Origin of the sequence: Kinneretia sp. DJ1R-11 (assembly GCF_025717595.1) — a bacterium.
Taxonomy (GTDB): domain Bacteria; phylum Pseudomonadota; class Gammaproteobacteria; order Burkholderiales; family Burkholderiaceae_C; genus Paucibacter_A.
Genome location: NZ_JAJIRR010000002.1, coordinates 525,495 through 546,040, shown reverse-complemented (window position 1 = coordinate 546,040; position 20,546 = coordinate 525,495). Strand labels below are relative to the sequence as shown.

Annotated in this window: 18 protein-coding genes; 11 read left to right on the top strand and 7 right to left on the bottom strand. The window is 66.4% G+C overall.

Annotation, left to right across the window (positions count from 1 at the left end; all coding sequences use genetic code 11):
* Positions 1–2,997, bottom strand: coding sequence for a TonB-dependent receptor (locus LNV23_RS06495; protein WP_263562229.1), 2,997 nt, complete (start codon positions 2,995–2,997; stop codon positions 1–3).
* 205 nt (positions 2,998–3,202) lie between these two features.
* Positions 3,203–3,538, bottom strand: coding sequence for a cupin domain-containing protein (locus LNV23_RS06490; RefSeq protein WP_102768744.1), 336 nt, complete (start codon positions 3,536–3,538; stop codon positions 3,203–3,205).
* Between the two features lie 258 nt (positions 3,539–3,796).
* On the opposite strand from LNV23_RS06490, the gene kduI reads away from it, so the two are divergent.
* From kduI to kdgR, 9 genes are all read left to right on the top strand, one after another.
* On the top strand, positions 3,797–4,633 hold the full coding sequence (kduI, locus tag LNV23_RS06485; RefSeq protein WP_263562228.1) for a 5-dehydro-4-deoxy-D-glucuronate isomerase: 837 nt from the start codon (positions 3,797–3,799) through the stop codon (positions 4,631–4,633).
* Between the two features lie 55 nt (positions 4,634–4,688).
* Positions 4,689–5,450, top strand: a complete 762-nt coding sequence (gene kduD / locus LNV23_RS06480; protein WP_318023209.1) for a 2-dehydro-3-deoxy-D-gluconate 5-dehydrogenase KduD — start codon at positions 4,689–4,691, stop codon at positions 5,448–5,450.
* Positions 5,451–5,640: 190 nt separating this feature from the next.
* Positions 5,641–6,528 (top strand): carbohydrate ABC transporter permease, encoded by an 888-nt coding sequence (locus LNV23_RS06475; protein WP_263562227.1) that lies wholly within the window; start codon positions 5,641–5,643, stop codon positions 6,526–6,528.
* The gene (locus tag LNV23_RS06470; RefSeq protein ID WP_263562226.1) at positions 6,525–7,388 is read left to right on the top strand and encodes a carbohydrate ABC transporter permease; all 864 of its coding nucleotides are present in this window, start codon (positions 6,525–6,527) and stop codon (positions 7,386–7,388) included. Before LNV23_RS06475 ends, LNV23_RS06470 begins: the two co-directional genes overlap by 4 nt.
* Before the next feature lie 136 nt (positions 7,389–7,524).
* Positions 7,525–8,658 carry an ABC transporter ATP-binding protein gene (locus LNV23_RS06465; protein WP_263562225.1) on the top strand — a complete coding sequence of 378 codons (1,134 nt, stop codon included), beginning with the start codon at positions 7,525–7,527 and terminating at the stop codon, positions 8,656–8,658.
* Complete coding sequence (locus LNV23_RS06460) at positions 8,655–9,995, top strand: ABC transporter substrate-binding protein (protein ID WP_263562224.1); 1,341 nt, start codon at positions 8,655–8,657, stop codon at positions 9,993–9,995. The genes LNV23_RS06465 and LNV23_RS06460 overlap by 4 nt, the downstream gene beginning before the upstream one ends.
* 26 nt (positions 9,996–10,021) lie before the next feature.
* Positions 10,022–11,188 (top strand): oligogalacturonate lyase family protein, encoded by a 1,167-nt coding sequence (locus LNV23_RS06455; protein WP_263562223.1) that lies wholly within the window; start codon positions 10,022–10,024, stop codon positions 11,186–11,188.
* Positions 11,189–11,193: 5 nt separating this feature from the next.
* Complete coding sequence (locus tag LNV23_RS06450) at positions 11,194–12,420, top strand: pectinesterase family protein (RefSeq protein WP_263562222.1); 1,227 nt, start codon at positions 11,194–11,196, stop codon at positions 12,418–12,420.
* A 65-nt stretch (positions 12,421–12,485) separates the two neighbouring features.
* Positions 12,486–13,313: a DNA-binding transcriptional regulator KdgR gene (gene kdgR / locus LNV23_RS06445; RefSeq protein ID WP_263562221.1), complete on the top strand. Its 828-nt coding sequence runs from the start codon at positions 12,486–12,488 to the stop codon at positions 13,311–13,313.
* 10 nt (positions 13,314–13,323) lie between these two features.
* Here kdgR and LNV23_RS06440 read toward each other — a convergent pair whose 3' ends face one another.
* The 3 genes from LNV23_RS06440 to LNV23_RS06430 form a co-directional block, all read right to left on the bottom strand.
* Positions 13,324–13,557: a DUF2805 domain-containing protein gene (locus LNV23_RS06440; RefSeq protein ID WP_263515962.1), complete on the bottom strand. Its 234-nt coding sequence runs from the start codon at positions 13,555–13,557 to the stop codon at positions 13,324–13,326.
* 29 nt (positions 13,558–13,586) lie between these two features.
* On the bottom strand, positions 13,587–14,144 hold the full coding sequence (locus tag LNV23_RS06435) for an adenine phosphoribosyltransferase (RefSeq protein WP_263562220.1): 558 nt from the start codon (positions 14,142–14,144) through the stop codon (positions 13,587–13,589).
* Positions 14,145–14,239: 95 nt separating this feature from the next.
* Positions 14,240–15,730 (bottom strand): GGDEF domain-containing protein, encoded by a 1,491-nt coding sequence (locus LNV23_RS06430; RefSeq protein ID WP_263562219.1) that lies wholly within the window; start codon positions 15,728–15,730, stop codon positions 14,240–14,242.
* 187 nt (positions 15,731–15,917) lie between these two features.
* On the opposite strand from LNV23_RS06430, the gene gshA reads away from it, so the two are divergent.
* Positions 15,918–17,468, top strand: coding sequence for a glutamate--cysteine ligase (gene gshA, locus LNV23_RS06425; RefSeq protein ID WP_263562218.1), 1,551 nt, complete (start codon positions 15,918–15,920; stop codon positions 17,466–17,468).
* A 15-nt stretch (positions 17,469–17,483) separates the two neighbouring features.
* On the opposite strand, the gene LNV23_RS06420 is transcribed toward gshA, so the two are convergent.
* The gene (locus LNV23_RS06420) at positions 17,484–18,032 is read right to left on the bottom strand and encodes a DUF2939 domain-containing protein (RefSeq protein WP_263562217.1); all 549 of its coding nucleotides are present in this window, start codon (positions 18,030–18,032) and stop codon (positions 17,484–17,486) included.
* A 4-nt stretch (positions 18,033–18,036) separates the two neighbouring features.
* The gene (locus LNV23_RS06415; RefSeq protein ID WP_263562216.1) at positions 18,037–18,675 is read right to left on the bottom strand and encodes a LysE family translocator; all 639 of its coding nucleotides are present in this window, start codon (positions 18,673–18,675) and stop codon (positions 18,037–18,039) included.
* 127 nt (positions 18,676–18,802) lie between these two features.
* Between LNV23_RS06415 and LNV23_RS06410 the strand changes: the two genes are divergently transcribed.
* A complete protein-coding gene (locus tag LNV23_RS06410) occupies positions 18,803–20,509 on the top strand; it encodes a Wzy polymerase domain-containing protein (RefSeq protein ID WP_263562215.1) in 1,707 nt (568 codons plus the stop codon).
* The last annotated feature ends 37 nt before the right edge of the window (positions 20,510–20,546 follow it).

Below are 20,546 nucleotides of genomic sequence, written 5' to 3'. Positions count from 1 at the left end.
TCAGAACCTGTAGCGCGCCCCGAACATGAACTCGCGGCCGGTGACGTTGTTGACCACCACGCTGTCGCGCGCCCGGCTGATGAACTGGTCGTTGGCCTGGTTGGTCAGATTGACGCCTTCCAGGGTCACTTCCAGCTTGTCGTTGAACTTGTAGCTCAGGGACACATCGACGTTGAAGGTCTTGTTCTTGCCCTCGACATCGTTGTTGTTCTGGCCCGGCACCCGGGTGACGAAGCCGGAGCGCTGCGAGCCCGAGATGCGGGCGCTGAAGGCGCCGTCGTCGTAGTACAGCGTGGCGTTCCAGGACTTGGGCGAGAGGTTGATCAAGTCGTCGGTGATGGTGGCCGTGCTGGTGGGCGAGACCACGTACTCGATCTTGCTCTTCACATAGGTGTAGTTCAGCAGGGCGCCGAAGTTCTTGCCCCAGCCGGGCAGGAAGGTGAAAGGCTGCTGGTAGTTGAGTTCGAAGCCCTGCAGCTTGCCGCCGTCGGTGTTGATGGGGGCGGTGACCTGGAAGACCTCGTCGCCGGTGAAGTTGCTCGGCAGCAGGCTCATGGGCAGGCCGGTCTGCTTGAACGGGACGTTGTTGCGGATGCTCTGGATGTAGGTGCTGATGTTCTTCTGGAACAGGCCCAGGCCCAGGAAGGCGTTCTTGGCGAAGTACCACTCGATGCTGGAATCGAAGGTGGTGGCACGGAAGGGCTTGAGCAGGGGGTTGCCGCTGGTGACCGACAAGGTGCCGGTGGTAGACACGGTACCGCCCGGGCTCAGATTGCCCAGCTGCGGCCGGGCCATGACCTTGGCCGCGGCGAAGCGCACGATCACGTCCTTGCTCAGCGTCGCGGCCAGATTGGCGGCGGGCAGCAGGTCGTCGTAGAGATGGTCCACGGTCACGGCGGTGCCGCCGCTGGTGGCCTGGTAGCCGGTGGCCGCGAGTCGGGTCTTGACGTAGCGGGTGCCGACATTGCCGCGCACCGGGATGTCACCGAGGCGGGTGTTGAAGTCCAGCTGGAAGAAGGCCGCCTCGTCTTTCTCGGTGACGCTGCGGTTGTTGCCGCGCGCATTGCCGTTGGTGATGGACGAAAGCGTGAAGTCACCGGGGCCGCCGGCCGGGCCACTCTTGATGCAGTTGCAATAGATGTCGTAGGCCTGGGCGATGGCGGCCAGATTGGGGATGACCCAGCTGGTTGCCGTGCCCGCGGGCAGGTTCTGGCCCTTGCCGAAACCGGTCAGGCTGGTCGTCAGGCTGGCCACCGTGCTGCCGGCCGGCACCGGGAAGATGGTGTCGTTCTGGTTGACGCGGCGGAACTCGTAGGAGTCGAAGCTGTACTTCTTGTAGTCCACACCGCCCTTGAGCATGAGCTTGTTGGGCAGCACGTCCCAGGCCAGGTCCAGGTGGAACACATCGTTGGTGTTGCTGGCACCTTGCGGGCGGATGCGGATCTCGCTGCTGGTGGTGTTGGTGATGGTGCCGGCCTGGGTGCCGCTGCTGGCCACCGGCACACCGACCAGGGTCAGGGCGCCGCCGGCCTGCGTGGGGTCGAAGGGGTAGCTGATGGCCGGGGCGCGGTCGTCGGCGCTGAAGTCGATGCTGTAGCCGTTGACATTGAGCGCGTCCAGCGTGGTGGTGGTCTGCACCGGATTGCGGAACTTGCTGGTGGCGCGGCCAGCGCGGGCGGTCAGGCGCACATGCTCGCCAAAGTCCTGCTCCAGGGTCAGGGTGGGCTGGGTGAAGGTGGTGGAGAGCTCGTCGAAACGCGACTCGGCGCGCACATCCACGCCGTTGAACACGCCCTTGAGCAACGCGCCGTTGGGCGCATAGCTGGCCGAGACCACGCTGGTCTGCGGCTTGCCGCCCTGGCCGGCGTTGCGGCTGAAAGAGATCACTTCCAGGAAGTCTTCCTGGCGGGTGGCGTCGAGCTTGGAGTAGAGCAGGTCCAGGGTCAGCAAGGTGCCGTCGGCCGGCTTGAACTGCACGGCGGCGGTCACACCCAGGCGGTCCTGGTCATGGGTCAGGCGGCCGTAACGGGGCAGGCGGGGGTGGAAGTTCTCGGCCTTGCTGGCCTCGTTGTAGGTCGCGATATTGGCGGCGGTGTTGGGCAGGCGCAGCACGCCCTGAGCGGCCGGGCCGCAGGTGGTGGCGGTCGAGTTCGTCGGGTTGGCGGGCGTCACGCCCTGTGGGGCGCACCAGCCGCCGGAGGAGGGGCCGTTGTCCCAGCGCACGGTGCTGAAGCCTTCTTCCAGCACCTTGCGCTGCGAGTAGGCGCCCGAGATCAGCACGCCCAGCTTGTTGTCGGCAAAGGTGTTGGACAGCAGGAAGGCGGCGCGCGGCGTGGTCTTGCCGGACAGGTCGTTGTAGCCACCCTTGAGCGAGACCATGCCGGTGAAGCCCTTCAGGTCGAAAGGCCGGGTGGTTTGCAGGTCCACCGTGGCACCGAGCGAGCCTTCGTCCACATCGGCGGAGCTGCTCTTGCGCACGGTCAGCGAATTGAACAGCTCGGAGGCGAAGACATTGAAGTCAAAGCCGCGCGAGCGGTTGGCGCCGCCCGAGCTGTCGGTGCCGCCGGTGGTGGCCAGACCCTCGATGCCATTGATGCGCACGCGGGTGAAATCCTGGCCCAGGCCGCGCACCGTGATGTTGCGGCCCTCGCCGGCGTCGCGGTCGATCACCACGCCGGGCACGCGCTGCAGCGATTCGGCCAGGTTGGTGTCGGGGAACTTGCCCATGTCCTCGGCCTTGATGACATCGACGATGCTGTTGTCATCACGCTTGGCGCGCAGTGCACTTTCCAGCGAAGCGCGCAGGCCGGTGACGGTGACGGCGTCCAGGCTGGCCTTGGACGGCGCAGCCGGGGCTGCTTGTGTGGCCGCTGGCGGCGCGCTCTGCGCCTGGGCGCCGGCGGCCAGGGTGCTCAGGGCAGCCAGCGAGGCGAGCGAAAGCAGGCTGCGGCGGCAGGTGAATTGGGGCGTCTGCGTCGAAGCGGGGCGCGAGGTCATGGCTTGTCTCCAATGGTTTGGGGCGGCGTCGCTCGGTCGGGGCCGGCTGACGCTCTGATGCGGGTTTCGCACGACCCGGCGCCGTCTGTGCGGCTTGGCCGGTTCGGTTCAGGCTTGGAGGGCGCACGCAGGGCACCGCTACATCGGGAGAGCCGGGGCGGCCGCTGCAGTGCGGCCGCCTCCGGTGGCAGGGGAGCTGGCCTGTTTAGAGGTAGTCCTGCCGAGGCGGGGAAAACTGGTCGAGCAAGGTGCTGCCGGCCTCCAGGGCCACCACACCATGCGGGGTCAGGCGCGGCGCGGTGAAGGCATCACCGACGCGCAGAATCTTCTTGATGCCGGCCACATCGGCTTCGAAAGAGCCGCTGACCACAAAAGCGATCTGGTCATGCGCATCATGGGCATGGACGCTGCCGATGGCGCCCTGGTCGAACTGCACCAGCACCGACATCAGCTCCGGCGTGTGGCCCACGATCTTGCGGCGGATGCCATCGCCCAGCTCGGTCCAGGCGCTGCTGGCGTTGTCGAAGTACGGTGTGCTCATCGGGGATGTCTCCTGCTGCGGCGCAAACGGCCGTTTCACGCATCGATGGTTCAGACTATAGCGTTCCGCCAAATAAATGAAACAGCGGTTCACTAAATAGAAACCATAATTCCGGGAAAGTCCTGAGCTGCGTTAGGCTTGCACCCATTCGCAGCGCCACAGGCCTTCTGCCTGGGCTTGCCAACCCCCCCGCACCCCGACCGCCGCCTGACGCGCGCGGCTTCGCCGGCCTCCCGCCCGACCGCTAGGACCCCAGCCATGGACATCCGCCAACCCATCCACAGCGAACACGCACGAACCCTGGACACCGAGGGCCTGCGCCGCCATTTCCTGGTCCAGGACCTGTTCCAGCCCGACCAGGTCACGCTGACCTACAGCCAGATCGACCGCATCATCGTCGGCGGCATCATGCCGGTCGGCCAGGCCGTGCGTTTCGCGCCCGAGCTGGGTAAGCACACCGGCACCGATTTCTTCCTGCAGCGCCGCGAGCTGGGCCTGATCAATATCGGCGGTGCCGCCCGCGTCAGCGTCGATGACCAGGTCTTCGAGATCGGCCCGCGCGAGGCCTTGTACGTGGGCCAGGGCGCCCGCGAGCTGGCCTTCAGCAGCGTGGACCCTGCGCAACCGGCCAAGCTCTACTTCAACTGCGCGCCGGCCCACACCGCTTACCCGCACCGCAAGGTGACGCTGGCCGAGGCCTCGCCCGAGACCCTTGGCGCGCCCGAGACCAGCAACCGCCGCACCATCTACAAATTCCTGGTGCCCGATGTGCTGCCCACCTGCCAGCTGCTGATGGGCATGACCCAGCTGGAGCCCGGCAGCCTGTGGAACACCATGCCCTGCCACACGCACGACCGGCGCATGGAGGTGTACTTCTACTTCGACATGAACGAGAACGCCGCCGTCTTCCACATGATGGGCGAACCCAGCCAGACCCGGCACCTGGTGGTGCGCAACGAGCAGGCGGTGATCAGCCCAAGTTGGAGCATCCACTCCGGCGTCGGCACCCAGGCCTACACCTTCATCTGGGGCATGGTGGGCGAAAACCAGGTCTTCAAGGACATGGACCATGTGCCCATGACTGCGCTGCGTTGAGCGGACCCACGCGACATCGACCGACCCACGGGTCCACCCCTCACGAAAGCACCTCATGATCCTCGATCAATTTCAACTGCAGGGCCGCGTGGCCATCGTCTCCGGCTGCAACACCGGCCTGGGCCAGGGCATGGCCGTGGCGCTGGCCGAAGCCGGTGCCGACATCGTCGGCGTCAACGTCACCGACCCGGTCGACACGCGCGCCCAGGTCGAAGCCACCGGCCGCCGCTTCCTCGACCTGCGCGCCAATCTCAGCGACATCGGCTGCATCGACGGCCTGCTCATTCAGGCCAAGAGCCTGACCGGCCGCGTCGACATCCTGGTCAACAACGCCGGCATCATCCGCCGCGAAGACGCCATCAAGTTCAGCGAAGCCGACTGGGACGATGTCATCGACCTCAACCTGAAGTCGGTGTTCTTCTTCTCGCAAGCCGTGGCGCGCTGTTTCATCGCCCAGGGCAGCGGCGGCAAGATCATCAATGTCGCCTCCATGCTGTCCTACCAGGGCGGCGTGCGCGTGCCCTCCTACACCGCCTCCAAGAGCGCAGTCATGGGCATCACCCGGGCCATGGCCAATGAATGGGCCAACCACGGCATCAACGTCAATGCCATCGCGCCCGGATACATGGCCACCAACAACACCGCGCCGCTGCGCGCCGACGAAGGCCGCAGCGCCGCCATCCTGGAGCGCATCCCCGCCGGCCGTTGGGGCCTGCCCGAGGATCTGGCCGGGCCGGTGGTGTTTCTCGCGTCCAAAGCCTCCGACTATGTCAACGGTTATACCGTCGCAGTCGACGGCGGCTGGCTCGCCCGCTGAGCTGGACTGCTTTTCTACTGCGCGCTTGCCATGCGTCGTTGGCCGTCGCTTCGGGATCCTCACGTACACCAAGTACGTTCCGGTCCCTACGCTCCGTCCGCCTAGCCTGACAAGCGCTCGCTACGAAAAGCAATCAGCCTCCAATCACGGCTCCACGTTTTATATCCCTAGGGTCACGGAGTGGCTGCGTATGTATGAGAACAAGAAGCTGGGCTTTCTGTTCGTCCTGCCATTTGTGCTGGGCGTGCTGCTGTTCAAGCTGTTTCCCTTCGTGATGAGCCTGGCGCTCAGCTTCACCCAGTACGACATCATCAACCCGCCCGAGTTCGTCGGCCTGGACAACTACCGCGAGCTGGCCACGCAGGACCCGCTGTTCCGCAAATCGCTGGGTGTGACCCTGCTGTTCGCCCTGCTGGCCGTGCCGCTGCGCGTGGGCTTCGCGCTCTTCATCGCCCATGTGCTGAACTTCCGCATGCGCGGCATCAACTTCTTCCGCTCGGCCTTCTACCTGCCCTCCATCCTGGGCGGCTCGATCGCGGTGGCCGTGCTCTGGCGCTTCATCTTTTCCCAGCATGGCCTGGTCAATATCGCCCTGGGCAAGTTCGGCATCGAGCCGATCTCCTGGCTGGCCGACGAGCACTTCTCGATGTGGACCATCGTGCTGCTCTTCACCTGGCAGTTCGGCTCGGCCATGGTGATCTTTCTGGCGGCGCTGCAGAACGTGCCGATCGCGCTCTACGAGGCCGCTGAATGCGACGGCGCCAGCAAGCGCCAGCAGTTCTTCCGCATCACCGTGCCCCTGATCACGCCGGTGATCTTCTTCAACATGATCATGCAGATGGTGCACGCCTTCCAGGAGTTCAACGGCCCCTACATGATCACCGAGGGCGGGCCGCTGAGCTCCACCTATGTGCTGGCGCTCTACATCTACGACCAGAGCTTCCGCTTCTTCAATCTGGGCTACGGCGCGGCGCTGAGCTGGGTGCTGTTCGCCCTGGTGGCGGCCTTGAGCGGACTGTCCTTCTGGAGCTCGCGCTACTGGGTGTTCTACGCCGGCGAGAAGGAGAGCAAGCGATGAGCGGCGCCTCCGAACTGATCCTGGTGCGCGAGCGCGGCCGGCCCTGGCTGCGCTATCTGGCCCTGGGCGCCGTGGCCATCGTCATGCTCTACCCGCTGCTCTGGCTGGTCGGCGCTTCATTCAAGAGCAACACCGAGATCTACACCGAGATCGGCTTCTGGCCGGCCCGCTTTGATTTCGGCGCCTACGCCAAGGGCTGGAAGACCAGCACCGAGTACACCTTCGCCACCTACTTTCTGAACAGCTTTCTGATCACCATCCCGCGCATCCTCGTGACGGTGATCTCCTGCGTGCTGGTCGCCTACGCCTTTGCCCGCTTCGAGTTCTGGGGCAAGAAGCTGCTGTTCTCGGTGATGGTGGGCACCATGATGCTGCCCCTCATCATCCTGCGCCTGCCGCAGTACCTGGTGTTCAAGGAGCTGGGCTGGCTGGATTCCTACCTGCCCCTGATCGTGCCCTCGGCCTTTGCCACCGACACCTTCTTCGTCTTCATGCTGGTGCAGTTCCTGCGCGGCATCCCGCGTGACATGGAAGAGGCCGCGCAGATCGACGGCTGCAACGCCCTGCAGCTGCTCTGGCACATCATCGTGCCCCTGCTCAAGCCGGCCATCATCTCGGTCATCGTCTTCCAGTTCATCTGGACCATGAACGATTTCATGGGCCCGCTGATCTACCTCTCCACGGTCGAAAAGTACCCGGTCTCGCTGGCACTGAAGATGAGCATCGGCGCCACCGAAGAGGTCGAGTGGGCCAGCGTCATCGCCATCTCCGTGCTGGCCCTGGTGCCCTCGGTGACGGTGTTCTTCCTGGCGCAGAAGCACTTCATCGAAGGGGCGACTTCGAGTGGGGTGAAGGGCTGATGAAAACAAAAGGCAACCACAGAGGCACGGAGTCACAGAGAAAGCTCAGAGCGGACTCCTCTGTGCCTCTGCGCCTCTGTGGTTGCATTTCCTTCGATGGCCAAAGAGCCGTCGTGAGCGAACTGGAGACAAACAAGTGGCCCACCTGAGCCTGAAGAAAATCGAGAAGGTCTACCCCAATGGCTTCAAGGCCGTGCATGGCGTGGACTTGGAAGTGCAGGACGGCGAGTTCATGGTCTTTGTCGGGCCCTCGGGCTGCGCCAAGTCCACGCTGCTGCGCATGATCGCCGGCCTGGAAACCATCTCGGGCGGCGAGCTGCAGATTGGCGGCCGGCGCGTCAACGATCTGGCGCCCAAGCAGCGCGGCATCGCCATGGTGTTCCAGAACTATGCGCTCTACCCGCATATGAAGGTGTACGACAACCTGGCCTTCGGCCTCAAGCTGGCGGGCACGCCCAAGGCCGAGGTTGACCAGCGCGTGCGCCAGGCCGCCCAGCTGCTGGAGATGGAGCATCTGCTGGACCGCTACCCCAAGCAGCTCTCCGGTGGCCAGGCCCAGCGCGTGGCCGTGGGCCGCGCCATCGTCAAGAAGCCCGAGGTCTTTCTCTTCGACGAGCCGCTCTCCAACCTCGACGCGAAACTGCGCGCCTCCATGCGCGTGCGCCTGACCGAGCTGCACCGCACCTTGCGCGAATCGGGCCAGCCGGCCACCGTCATCTACGTGACCCATGACCAGGTCGAGGCCATGACCATGGGCCAGCGCATCTGCGTGCTCAAGGACGGCGTGATCCAGCAGGTGGACACACCCACCGCGCTCTACGACCGCCCGGCCAATGCCTTTGTGGCCAGCTTCATCGGCTCACCCGAGATGAACATCCTCGAGGCCCAGCTGCAGCAAGTGTCCGGCGCAGAGGGCCTGACCGTGCTGCTCGGCGGCCAGCGCCTGCCGCTGCCTCCCGCCAAAGCCGCCAAGCTGCACGGCCGTGGCGCCGCCATCAAGTTCGGCCTGCGGCCCGAGCACATCAGCGCCCAGGCCCGGCCGCAAGGCGACAGCCTGGCCGTGCCGGCCACGCTGCGTTTCATGGAGCATATGGGCAGCGAAGTCTTCGTGCACCTGTCCATCGGTGATCAGCCGCTGACCGCGCGCGTTCCGGCCGACCAGCTCAACGGCCTGGCCGAGAAGCAACGCGGCGACAGCCACCTCTTTCATCTGCAGATGGCCTGCGCCCACCTGTTCGACGCCGACACCGGCGCGAACCTGCTGCTGTGAAGCCCGCCCTGCTGCAACGGCGAACGGTGCTGGCCGCCGGCATGGCCGGTGCCGCCAGCAGCCTGCTGCCGGGCTGCTCGCCCACCGGGCCGGAAGGCAGCGCCAGCACAGGCGCTCCGACCGTGCTGCGCTTCGCCTGGTGGGGCGGCGCCAGCCGGCATGAGGCCACGCTCAAGGCCGTGGCCGCTTTCGAGGCCGCGCACCCGGGCGTCAAGATCAAGTGCGAGTACATGGGTTTCAACGGTTATCTGGAGCGCCTGACGACCCAGATCGCCGGCGGCTCCGAGCCCGACCTCATGCAGATCAACTGGGCCTGGCTGGCCATGTTCTCCAAGCGCGGCAATGGCTTTGCCGACCTGCTGCAGCAGCGCCAGCACCTGGCCCTGGACCAGTTCGAAGCCGAAGACGTGCAGACCGGCATGGTGGCCGGCCACCTGAACGCCCTGCCGGTCAGCTACAGCGCCCGCGTGCTGCTCTGGAACCAGGCGGCGTTTGATCGCGCCAATATGCCCCTGCCCAAGACCTGGGACGAGCTCTTCGCCGCCGGCGCCCTGATGCGCGCACGCCTGGGCCCGCAGGCCTACCCGCTGGACGGCGAGCTCTACGACATGATGCTGCTGTCGCAAAGCTATGTGCAGCAAAAGCATGGCACGCCCTATGTGGACCCGGCCTCGCCGCGCGTGGCCATGGATTTCGCCGCCGCCCTGGACTGGGTGCGCACCTACCGCCGCCTGGTGGACGGCCATGTCGCCACGCCGCTGAAGCTGCGCGCCAGCCTGGGCGGCGCCGACAAGGCCACCGAGCAGCAGCAGGACTGGGTGGTCGGCAACTGGGCCGGCAACTACACCTGGGATTCGGTGATCGGCCTGCGCGCCGCCACGCTGGACAAGAAGCAGCGCCTGGTGCTGGGTGACTACCCGACCTTGCCCGGCGCCAAGAACAGCGGCATGTTCGGCCGCCCCACTGTGATGTTGGCCGTGGGCCGCAACAGCAAGAATGCCGCGCTGGCCGCCGAGCTGCTCAGTTATCTGCTGACCAGCCGCGAGGCGGCGCTGATTCTGGGCCGCACCCGCGGCGTGCCCGTGGCCAAGGCCCAGGTCGAGGTGCTGCTGGCTGCCAAGAAGCTGCCACCGCTGGAGCTGCAAGCGCATGAGCAGATCCGCCAGCAGCGCGCAGCCGGCCAGATCGCCCTGCCGGCGCCCTTGTTCGAACATGCCCGCCTGCACAAATTCATGCGCGAGGTGTTCGAGACCATCGCCTACGGCAAGACCGGCGACGAAGACGCCGCGCGCCGCCTGATCACCGAGGGCAATGCCCTGCTGCAGCGCATCAAGTGACCCCGCCCCTGCCTGGAACGACCCCGATGAAACGCACCGAACGCCAGCTCCACTTCACCGACTGCCCCCAGCTGCGCCTGAGCGCGAGCGAGGGCGGCCGCGTCACCCGCCTGACACCGACCGACATCACCTGCCATCGCAACTACTTCTACCAAAAGTGCTTCACCAATGACGGCCAGCGCCTGATCTTCGGCGCCGAGTTCGGCCCGGGCACGGACTGGAACTACCACCTGCTGGACCTGCAAAGCCAGGTCGCCACCCAGCTCAGCGATGGCGCGGGTGAAAACACCTTCGGCGGCTTCCTCAGCCCCGATGACCGCCACCTCTACTTCGTGCGCGCCGAGCGCCAGCTGATCCGCCTGGACCTGGGCGACCTCAGCGAAGAGGTGGTCTACACCGTGCCCCAGGGCTGGGTCGGCTACGGCACCTGGGTGTCCAACAGCGCCTGCACGCAGATGGTGGGCATCGAGATCCATGCCGACGATTGGTTCCCCTTGTCCGACTGGCAGAAGTTCCACCAGATGTACCACGCGCAGCCGCGCTGCCGCCTGTTCCGCATCGACCTGGCCACCGGCGAGCGCCAGGTGATCCTCGAGAAGAAGGGCTGGCTCGGCCACCCGCAGTACCGCCCCTTCGACGACCACACCGTGGCCTTCTGCCACGAGGGCCCGCACGACCTGATCGACGCCCGCATCTGGTTCATCAACGAGGACGGCAGCGGCCTGCGCTGCGGCCGCAAGCACGAACCGGGGGAAAGCATCACGCACGAGTTCTGGGTGCCCGATGGCTCGTCCATGATGTTTGTCTCCTACCTCGAAGGTCAGACGGACCGCTGGATCTGCTCGCTCGACCCGGTGACGCTAGAAAGCCGCCGCCTCAGCGCCATGCCGCCCTGCTCGCACCTGATGAGCAATGGCGACGGCAGCCTGCTGGTGGGCGACGGCAGCGGCACGCCCACCGATGTGGCCAACACGCGCGGCCACGAGATCCAGAACGACCCCTTCCTCCACCTCTTCGACCTGCGCGCCGGAAGCACCCGGCCCATCGCCCGGCACAACAGCTCCTGGCGCGTGCACAAGGGCAACCGCCAGGTCACCCACCCGCACCCTTCGTTCACGCCCGACCAGCGCCAGGTGCTGTTCAGCTCGGACGCTGAGGGCGAGCCGGCGCTCTACTTGGCCGATCTGGAGTGAGCGTCTTGTTCTCGGCGCGCGGTGCTGCAGCACTGGCTCTGATTTTTTTCGCCGTTCACCCGGGAAACGGGCAGGCCAGCCCCGCCCTGCGCCCGCAGCTCAGCGAGGCCCAGGCCCGGCTGCAGACCCGCGCTGCGCTCCTCGCGGATTGGCAGCCCGCAGCGGCGCCGCCACTCGCCGAGCTGACCGCCCATTTCAGCGTGGCGGCCGACGGCAGCGGCAGCCACCGCAGCCTGCAAGCGGCCATTGATGCCCTGCCCTCGCGCAGCGCTGCGCCGGTGGGCGTTGCACCGGCGCGTTACTTCATCCGCCTGGCGCCAGGCCGCTACGTCGAGAACGTCTGCATCCACGACAAGCCGCCGCTGACGATCTACGGCGCTGGCGGAGAACCCGGCGAGGTGCGCCTGGTGGCCGGCCGCTTTGCCGCCCAGCCGCGCGAAGCCGGCAGCGCCTCACCCTGCTTTCCAGCCAGCAGCGCACCCCGCCACGGCACGGCCGGCAGCGCCAGCGTGGCCGTGTTCAGCGACGAGGTGACGCTGCGCCATCTCAGCATCGTCAACAGCGCCATGGACGGCGTGCGCGCCGGCCAGGGCTATCCGCCCGAGGTGGGCGAGGGCGGCGGCGCCCAGGCCGTGGCCTTGATGACGCGGGGTGACCGCATCGAGCTGGATCGGGTTCAGCTCTGGGGCCATCAGGACACCTTCTATGCCAGCCGCCGTCAGGTTGAGGGCTTGAGCCGCGTCTGGGTCCATGACAGCCTGATCGCCGGCGATGTGGATTTCATCTTCGGCGATGCCCGCCTGCTGCTGGAGCGCTGCACCGTGCTCAGCCGCGCCGGGCGGCGCACGCCGGGCGAGGGCGGCATCGTGCTGGCGTCGAGCACGGCGGCGAACGAGACCATCGGCTTCATCGTGCAGGACAGCCGCTTCCTGGCCGAAGCCGGCCTGGCGCCGGGCAGCGTCTGGCTCGGCCGCGCCTGGGACCAGGGCGTGGCCAAGGGCGAGTGGCGCGCCGGCCCCTCGTCACCGAATGGCCTGGCCGTGGTGCGCGAGAGCCGCATCGGCGCCCATATCCACGCCCGGCGCGATGGCGTCTGGGGCCCCTCCACCGCACGCCGGCCGCACCAGACCGAGGGCGACGCAGCCAACCGCCTGTTCGAACACCGCAACCAGGATTTGCCAGCCGAGCAGAACGAGACACGGCTTCACACCGGGGCCGGGCTAGCCCGGTAGAGCGCAAACGCCAAGCCGTGGACAATCCACTTCAAATGAAACACCAGCCCGTGGAAAACAAAACAATGGATGACGACTCAGTCGACAGCGGCGGCAAGCAGCCCGAATCGGTGGCCGCGGTGCTCAAGGTGTTTGCCATCCTGCAAGCCCTGTCCGAGCGCAGCGAGACCGGCATCTCCGAGCTGTCGGTGCGCCTGGCCATGCCCAAGGCCACGGTCTACCGTTTTCTGCAGACCATGATGACCCTGGGCTATGTGCGTCAGCAGGCCGACAGCGAACGCTACGGCCTGAGCATGAAGGCCTTCGAGCTGGGCGCCAAGGCGCTGCAGTACCCTGACCTGGTGGACCTGGCCAAGCACCATATGCAAATGCTGGCCGACAAGACCGGCGAGACGGTTCACCTGGGCACCTTGATCGACAGCGAGATCATCTATGTGCACAAGATCGACTCGCGCCACACCCTGGGCATGTATTCCAAGGTCGGCCGCCGCGCGCCCTTGCACTGCACCGCCATCGGCAAGGTGCTGCTGGCCTGGGAACACCCGGAGCGGCGCGATCGCATCCTGGACGGCGCCGAGTTCAAGCGCTTCCGCGACAAGACCATCGTCGAGCGCGACCCCTATCTGGCCGAGCTGGAGCGGGTGCGCGCCCAGGGTTACGGCGAAGACCGCGAAGAGTTCGACGACCACATCCGCTGCCTGGGCATCCCCATCTTCGACCGGCTGAATCAGCCGATCGCGGGCATGAGCATCTCCTTCCCGACCTTCCGCTACGACGAGGAGAAGGCGCCGGAGATCATCGCCATGCTGACAGCCGCCAGCCGCGACATCTCGACCCGGCTGGGCTGCACCAAGTTCCCGCTGGACCCGCCGGCACCAGCCGGTCGAGGCTGAGACTGCTGGTTTACTTGCCGTAAGGCCACTGGGCCTTGCGCGTCGGCGCCTTGGCGCTCTTGCCTTGGGCGGCCCACATCTTGTAGGCGGTCGAGGTCAGCTCGCGTTTCATCAGCTGCACCAGCTCGCCCTGGCCGAGCCCATGCTCCATCAGCACCTTGCTGTAGGGCGGTTGGTCGGTCCAGGCGGTGGCGATGACGCGCTTGATTTCTTCAGCGCTGAGACGGGGAATGGGTTTGGCCATGGCGCGATTGTCCCTCGCTGCGGAGCTTTTTAGTGGCCAGCGAAATCAACGAGCGTGAACAAGGGCAGCCCCGCCGCCCGCAACTGGGCCGAGCCGCCCAGCTCGGGCAGGTCGACGATGGCGCCGCACTCCACCACTTCGGCACCCAGGCGCTGCAGCAGCTTGGCGCCGGCGCCCATGGTGCCGCCAGTGGCGATCAGGTCGTCGATCAGCACCACACGCTCGCCCGGGCGCACCGCGTCGGTGTGCATCTCGACCGTGGCGCTGCCGTATTCCAGCTCATAGGTTTCTTCCACCGTGGTGAAGGGCAGCTTGCCTTTCTTGCGGATGGGGATGAAGCCGATGTTCAGCTCATAGGCCAGCACCGAGCCGATGATGAAACCGCGCGCATCAAGCCCGGCGATGGCATCGGGCTTGAGGTCGAAATAGCGGTGCACGAACTGGTCGATCAGCACCCGGAACACCCGCGGGTTGGACAACAGAGGTGTGATGTCGCGGAACTGCACGCCGGCGCTGGGCCAATCGGGCACGGTGCGAATGTGGCTGCGCAAATAGGCGCAGACCGAGGCGTCGACTGAGGTGGGCATGGCAAGGTGTTCCAGAGGGCAGGAGGGCCCAATGGTAGCGAGCGAACAAACGGGCAGGCGGACGGCCAGCGGGCTTGGGGCTCAGGCCGCCCCGTTCAAGCGGCCCGGTCCAGCGGCGCGCTGACCAGACGAGCGCGGCCATTCTGCTTGGCGGCGTAGAGCGCGGCATCGGCCTGCTCGACCAGGCGCAAGGGGCTGGCATGGGCCTCGGCCACACAGGCTGCCACGCCAATGCTCAGGCTGAGGCTGCGCCGCAGGGGCGAGGCGGCGTGCTCGATGGCGGCCAGGCGCAGGCTGTCCAGGCAGCGCTGGGCCAGGGTCTGGGCTTCGGCCACATCGGTGTCGGGCAGAAGCAGCACAAACTCCTCGCCGCCAAAGCGGCAGACCGTGCCACCGCCGCGGCCCACGCAGGTGTGCAAGAGCTCGGCCACGCGGCGCAAGGTCTCGTCGCCGGCGATATGGCCGTAATGGTCGTTGTATTGCTTGAAGTGGTCGATGTCGACCATCAAGCAGGCCAGGCTGCGGCCTTCGTTGGCGCTGTTCAGCCATTCCTGCTGCAGCAGATGGTCGAAATGGCGGCGGTTGCCGACACCGGTCAGGCCGTCGGTGGTGGACTGGCGCGCCAACTGCGCATTGGCCAGCTGCAGCGCGACTTCCTGGCGCTTGCGCTCGGTCAGGTCGGTGATGATGCAGACAAAACGGTGGGTGGTGTCGGTGCGCACCTCGGCCATATTGAGCTGCAGGGTCAGTTCTTGCCCGTCGCGGCGGCGCGTGCTCAGCTCACGTGACTCGCCCAGCAGCTCGGCCGGGCTCTCGCCCATGCAGATGCCGAAGAGCAGATCGATATGGCTGCCGCGCAGCTCGGCGGCACGGAAACCGAACAAGCGCTCGGCGGCCGGGTTGAGCTCCAGCACATGGCCTTCGGTGTCCAGGGTCAGCACGCCGTTCGGCGCCGCCTGCACAAAGGCCTTGAGGTGGGCCTGGCTGGCGGCCAGGCGCTGTTGCTCCAGAATCAGGTCGCTGACATCGAGACGCACACCGACCGTGCCGCCCGAGGGCGTGCGGCGCTCGAAGATGCGCAGCCAGCGGCCGTCACTGAGGCGCTGCAGCAGCGCTTCCTGGCCGCGCGCGCGGTCGGCAAAGCGCTCGGCCAGCCAGGCTTCCTCGCGGCCCACCGCGGCCGGAATCGCGCCATCGCGCACCGAGCGGCGCACCAGTTCCTCGAAACTGGCGCCGCTCTGGAAGGCTTGCACCATATGCGGGTAGTTGGCGGCCAACTGCTTGTTGTAGGCGACCAGACGGTCGTCCTGGTCAAAGATCTCGACGCTGGCCGGCAAGGCATCGATGGCCTCCTCCAGGCTGCGATTGGCGGCCCGGATACGCTCGCGCGCGCGCCGCAGGGCCAAGGTGGCCAGGGCCGCCAGCAAGAGATTGACCACCAGGCTGGCCTCGGCCAAGCCGGGCAGCCAGGACGTTTCGGCGTCGCTGAGCCGGTCGAGCCAGAGCACCGCGACCTGCAAAGCCAGGGCGAGGATGACGGTCAGGGGCAGCCAGCGGATGGCGGCGTCGGCGTTGTGTGCTTTCATGCGAGGGCGCAGCGTAGCGCAGAGCCCAGCGCAACGGCAGCCCTTCCTGCGGGGGAGCGGGAAAACCCGAGGTGGGAAGGCAGCTTCCAGGCTTTAACACAAGTTCGGCTTGGGCCCGGCGCGGGCAGAATTCACGGCGCTCTGTTACTGTGCGCGACTGCACAGAGGGTGATTGGGGACATACAGCATGAGCGAAGCAAACAAGCGCCTGGAGCATTTGACTCGGGCCGACTTGCTGGGCATACGCCGGGGCATCGAGAAGGAAAGCCTGCGCGCGCGCCCGGGCGGTCAGTTGGCACTCACGCCCCACCCGGCGGCCCTGGGCTCGGCACTGACCCACCCCCACATCACCACCGACTTCAGCGAATCCCAGGTCGAGCTGATCACCGGCGTGCAGGCCGGCGTGGACAGCTGCCTGCTGGAATTGACCGAGGTGCACCAGGCTGTCTACCAGACACTGCACGAGATGAGCTGCTGCGGCCAGAGCAGCGAGGAAGAACGGCTCTGGGTCGGCTCCATGCCCTGCGGTCTGCCGACCGACGAGACCATCCCCCTGGGCCGCTACGGTCACTCCAATGTCGGCCGCAGCAAGAGCGTCTACCGCATGGGCCTGGGCCAGCGCTACGGCCGGCGCATGCAGACGATCTCGGGCATCCACTACAACTGGTCCCTGCCCGGCGTCAGCAGCGAGCAGTACTTCGCCCTGATCCGCAATTTCCGCCGCCATTCCTTTTTGCTGCTGTATCTCTTTGGCGCCTCGCCGGCCCTGTGCTCCAGCTTTGTGCAGGGTCGCCAGCACGAGCTGCAGTCGCTCAACAGCGGCACGCTCTATATGCCGCATGGCACCTCGCTGCGCATGGGCCGCCTGGGCTACCAGAGCGATGCCCAGGCTTCGCTGGCGGTCAGCTACAACTGCCTGGAAAGCTATGCCGATTCATTGCAAGAAGCGCTGACGCGGCCGTATCCGGCCTACGAGGCCATCGGCGTGCAGAACCCCGGCGGCGACTACAACCAGCTCAGCACCAGCCTGCTGCAGATCGAGAACGAGTTCTACGGCACCATCCGGCCCAAGCGCGTGATCCGCTCGGGCGAGCGCCCCCTGCATGCGCTGCGCGAACGCGGCGTCGAGTATGTGGAAGTGCGCTGCATGGACCTGGACCCCTTTGTGCCGGTGGGCATCGCCGCCCAGACCGTGCGCTTCCTGGACGTCTTCCTCTTGCACTGCCTGCTCAGCGACAGCCCGCCGGACACCCCCGAAGAGATCCGCGCCCTGGGCCAGAACCAGCACCTGGTGGCCGCACGCGGCCGCGAGCCGGGCCTTCGCTTGCAAACCCCGGACGGTGGCAGCCGCACGCTGCAAGACTGGGGCAAGGAGCTGCTGGATGCCTGCGCGCCCATGGCGGCCGCACTCGATGCCGCCCATGGAGGTGAGGACTATCGCGCCGCTTTGGACGCCGCCCGCCAGACCCTGGCCGAGCCCGACAGCACCCCATCTGCCCGCGTGCTGGCAGCCATGGCCGAGCGCTTTGACAACTCCTACGTCGGCTTTGTCCGCCAGCAGTCCGAGGCCACCCGGGCCCTGCTGCTCGACCTGCCCTACAGCGACGAGTTGGCGCAGCGCTTTGCCGAGCAAGCCGCCGCCTCACTGGCAGAGCAGGCACGCATCGAGCAAGCGGACACCTTGCCGTTTGAGGCCTACCGCCAGCAATACTTGGCGCCGGAGCGCATGGAGGTTTGAGCTCGGCCCTCGGGCTCAGGGCAAGCGCAACTCCGCGATCTGCCAGCCAAACAATCCCTGGCGATGCAGGACCAGCTCGACCGGCTCCTCATCCTCGCCCGCCTGGCGGATGCTGAAGACAAATCGCTGCGGGTGTTCATAGCCCATCGCCGTCTCGACCCGGGGCGGCGGCACGGCGGCTTCGCTGCCTTGCGGGCGCGGCAGGGCCGCACTGGCGGGCGGTACGCCCTGCAGCAAGCGGGCCAGGCTGGCCGGTGTGATCAGGGCATCGACCATGGGGCCCAACAAGGCACTGGCCACGGCCGCGCCCATGGCGCGCGCCGGGCTGGGCGGCTCCGCCGAACCGGGGCTGCGCGGGCTGACCAGACGCTGTTGCACCCCGAGCTTGACGCTGGCGCGCAGGCTGGGAAAGTCAACCCAGGCGGCCAGGGCTGCGCCATCGCGAACGCTGGCCGCCTGCCGCATCTGCAGCAGGGCCAGATAGGGGCTGGCATAAAGCAGCAGACCGAAGACAAGGGCCGCGCCCCACAAGAGGCGCCGGGTGTTGAAGCGAGCCATGGCCATGGTCTCAGCGCTCGGCCAGAGCCAGCTTGAGGCCAAAACCCAGGAACAAGGCGCCGATGGCCCGGTTCAGCCAGGCCACCAGGCGCTGGCTGGCCGAGATGCGCCGGCTGGCCTGCGCCGTGGACCAGGCCAGAAAATGGCACCAGAGCATGCCGTTGATATTGAAAACCAGGCCCAGGAAGACAAAGGCCAATGGTTTGCTGGCGGCATCGGGCGCGATGAACTGAGGCACAAAAGCCAGGAAGAACAGCGCCACCTTGGGGTTCAGCACATTGGTCAGCAAGCCCTGGAGATAGATGCTGCGCAAGGGCCTAGGCGCAGGTGCCGCCGGCGCCTCGTCGTTGGAGTCGGGCTCGGCGCGCTTGAGCAGCAAGCCCAGGCCCATATAGACCAGGTAAGCGGCGCCCAAAAGTTTGACCAGCCCGAAGGCCCAGCTCGAGGCCGCCATCAAGGCAGACAGGCCCAGGGCCGCCGCCAGCACATGAACAAAAGTCCCCGTGCCGATGCCGAGCGCGGCCGCCGAGCCCGCGCGCCAACCCTGGCTGGCACTGCGCGCCATGATGAGCAGCGAGTCCGGGCCTGGCGCGATATTGAGCAGCAGGCCGGAGATGATGAAGAGGGTCAGGTCTTGCGTGCCGAACATGGGGAACAGTTTCTCGCTGAGTGGGCTGAAGCAGCAGGCCGCAGCTTACTGGAACTGCTGCGCAGGCTTTACGCACAAACGCTCCTAGAATCGCGCGCCGGCCTGCCCCTCGCACCAGATCACGCCCATGATTCGCCAACCCGAACGCTGGGCCGCCCAGTTGCAAACTGCCTTGCCAGCCATGCTCCTGGCATTGAGCTGGCTGATCCCCAAACACGAAGCGCCCTGGCTGGCCTTTCACAGCGATCTGTGTGCCGCAGCCGCCCTGGTGATGGCCGTGCTGGCCTGGCTGAGGCAGAGTGAAGACCGCATGCTGCGCATGCCCAGCCTGGCCCTTGCCGCGCTGCTGCTGGCCGCAGTACCTGCGCTCCAGTTCGCTTTTGGCCTGATTCATTTTGCAGGCGACGCTTTGATGGCCTCGCTCTACCTGGTCGGCTTCGCCTGGGCCGTGCTGCTAGGCGCTCACGGCGGGCCGGACGCGGCACTGAGGCTGAGCCGGATTGCTCCGTGGCTGCTGGGCGCGGCCCTGATCTCGACCGCCATTGCGAGCTTGCAGTGGCTGCGCATCGACACAGGCATGGAGTGGCTGCTGCGCTCGCGGCCCATGGTCCGGCCCTATGGCAACCTCGCCCAGCCGAATCTGCTGGCCAGCGTGCTGGTGCTCGGGCAGTTGGCCGCCCTGGGCTTGCATCAATGCCACAAGCTCGGCTTGCGCACCTTGATCGCCCTCAGCCTGGTCTTGTGGGCCGGCATTGCCATGAGCGACTCCCGAACCGGCCGTTTGGAATTGCTGGTCCTGCTGACCTGGCTGCTGCTGATTCAGGGCCGGGCCGGCCTGCGCTTGAGTCGACGCGCCATGCTTGGCATAGGTGCACTTGGACTGCTGCTCTTCTCTGCCTGGCCTCTGCTGGAAGGCGCATTGGGACTGAGCCGTGTGCATGCCCTGGCGCCACTGGGCAGTCGCTCCCTGCTCGCGGTGGGCGCACGCTCCATTCACTGGCAGTCCCTGGTTGACGCCCTGCAGCAGTCGCCGCTCTGGGGCTTTGGCTGGAATCAGGTCGCGGTGGCACAGACCCGCGCGGCACTGAACCAGCCGGCCAGCCACGAGTTCATCGAACACAGCCACAACCTGCTGCTCGATCTGCTGGTCTGGAACGGGCTGCCGCTCGGAGGGCTCTTGATCCTTGGGCTGCTCACCTGGCTGAGTATTCAGCTGCGCGCCTGCCGCTCACCACGTGCCGCCTGTTTGCTGGCCGGGCTGCTGACGCTGCTGACGCACGCCATGACCGAGTACCCCTTGGAGTACTTCTTCTTTCTGCTGCCGCTGGGCCTGATCATGGGTGAGCTGCAAGCCATGCAAGCCCCAGGTCGATCCTGGCGCGTACCGCGAGCGCTGATCCTCAGCGCAGGCCTGCTGAGCGTGGCCCTCTTGACCGCGATTGCGCTTGAATACCCCAGGCATGAGCGGACCCATCGCCGCATGCACGATGACTTCAAGGCCGGCCAGATGCAAGCAGCGCCCCCGCGACCTGAGGCCAGATTCACACTGCTCACGCAGTTGCAGCCCCTGCCCGAGCTGCTCTTGATCAGCGATACGAGCAGCTACTCCGATGCACAAGTTCAGCAGCTGGCGCAGCTGGCCGAGCGCTTTGCCTACGCACCGGTTCTGGAACAACGGGCTCGATTCCTGCAAGAGCAAGGGCAAGTGGAAGCGGCCCGTCAGGCCGTCGACCTCTTGTGCAAGCTGCATACGAAGACAGATTGCGCGCGTGCTCATGAGCGCTTCGGCAGGGGCAAAAACCCGGAAAAAGAGAGCGAACAGCCTGGGCCATAATGCCGCTCATAACAACAAGCAATATCGGCGGCCTGTG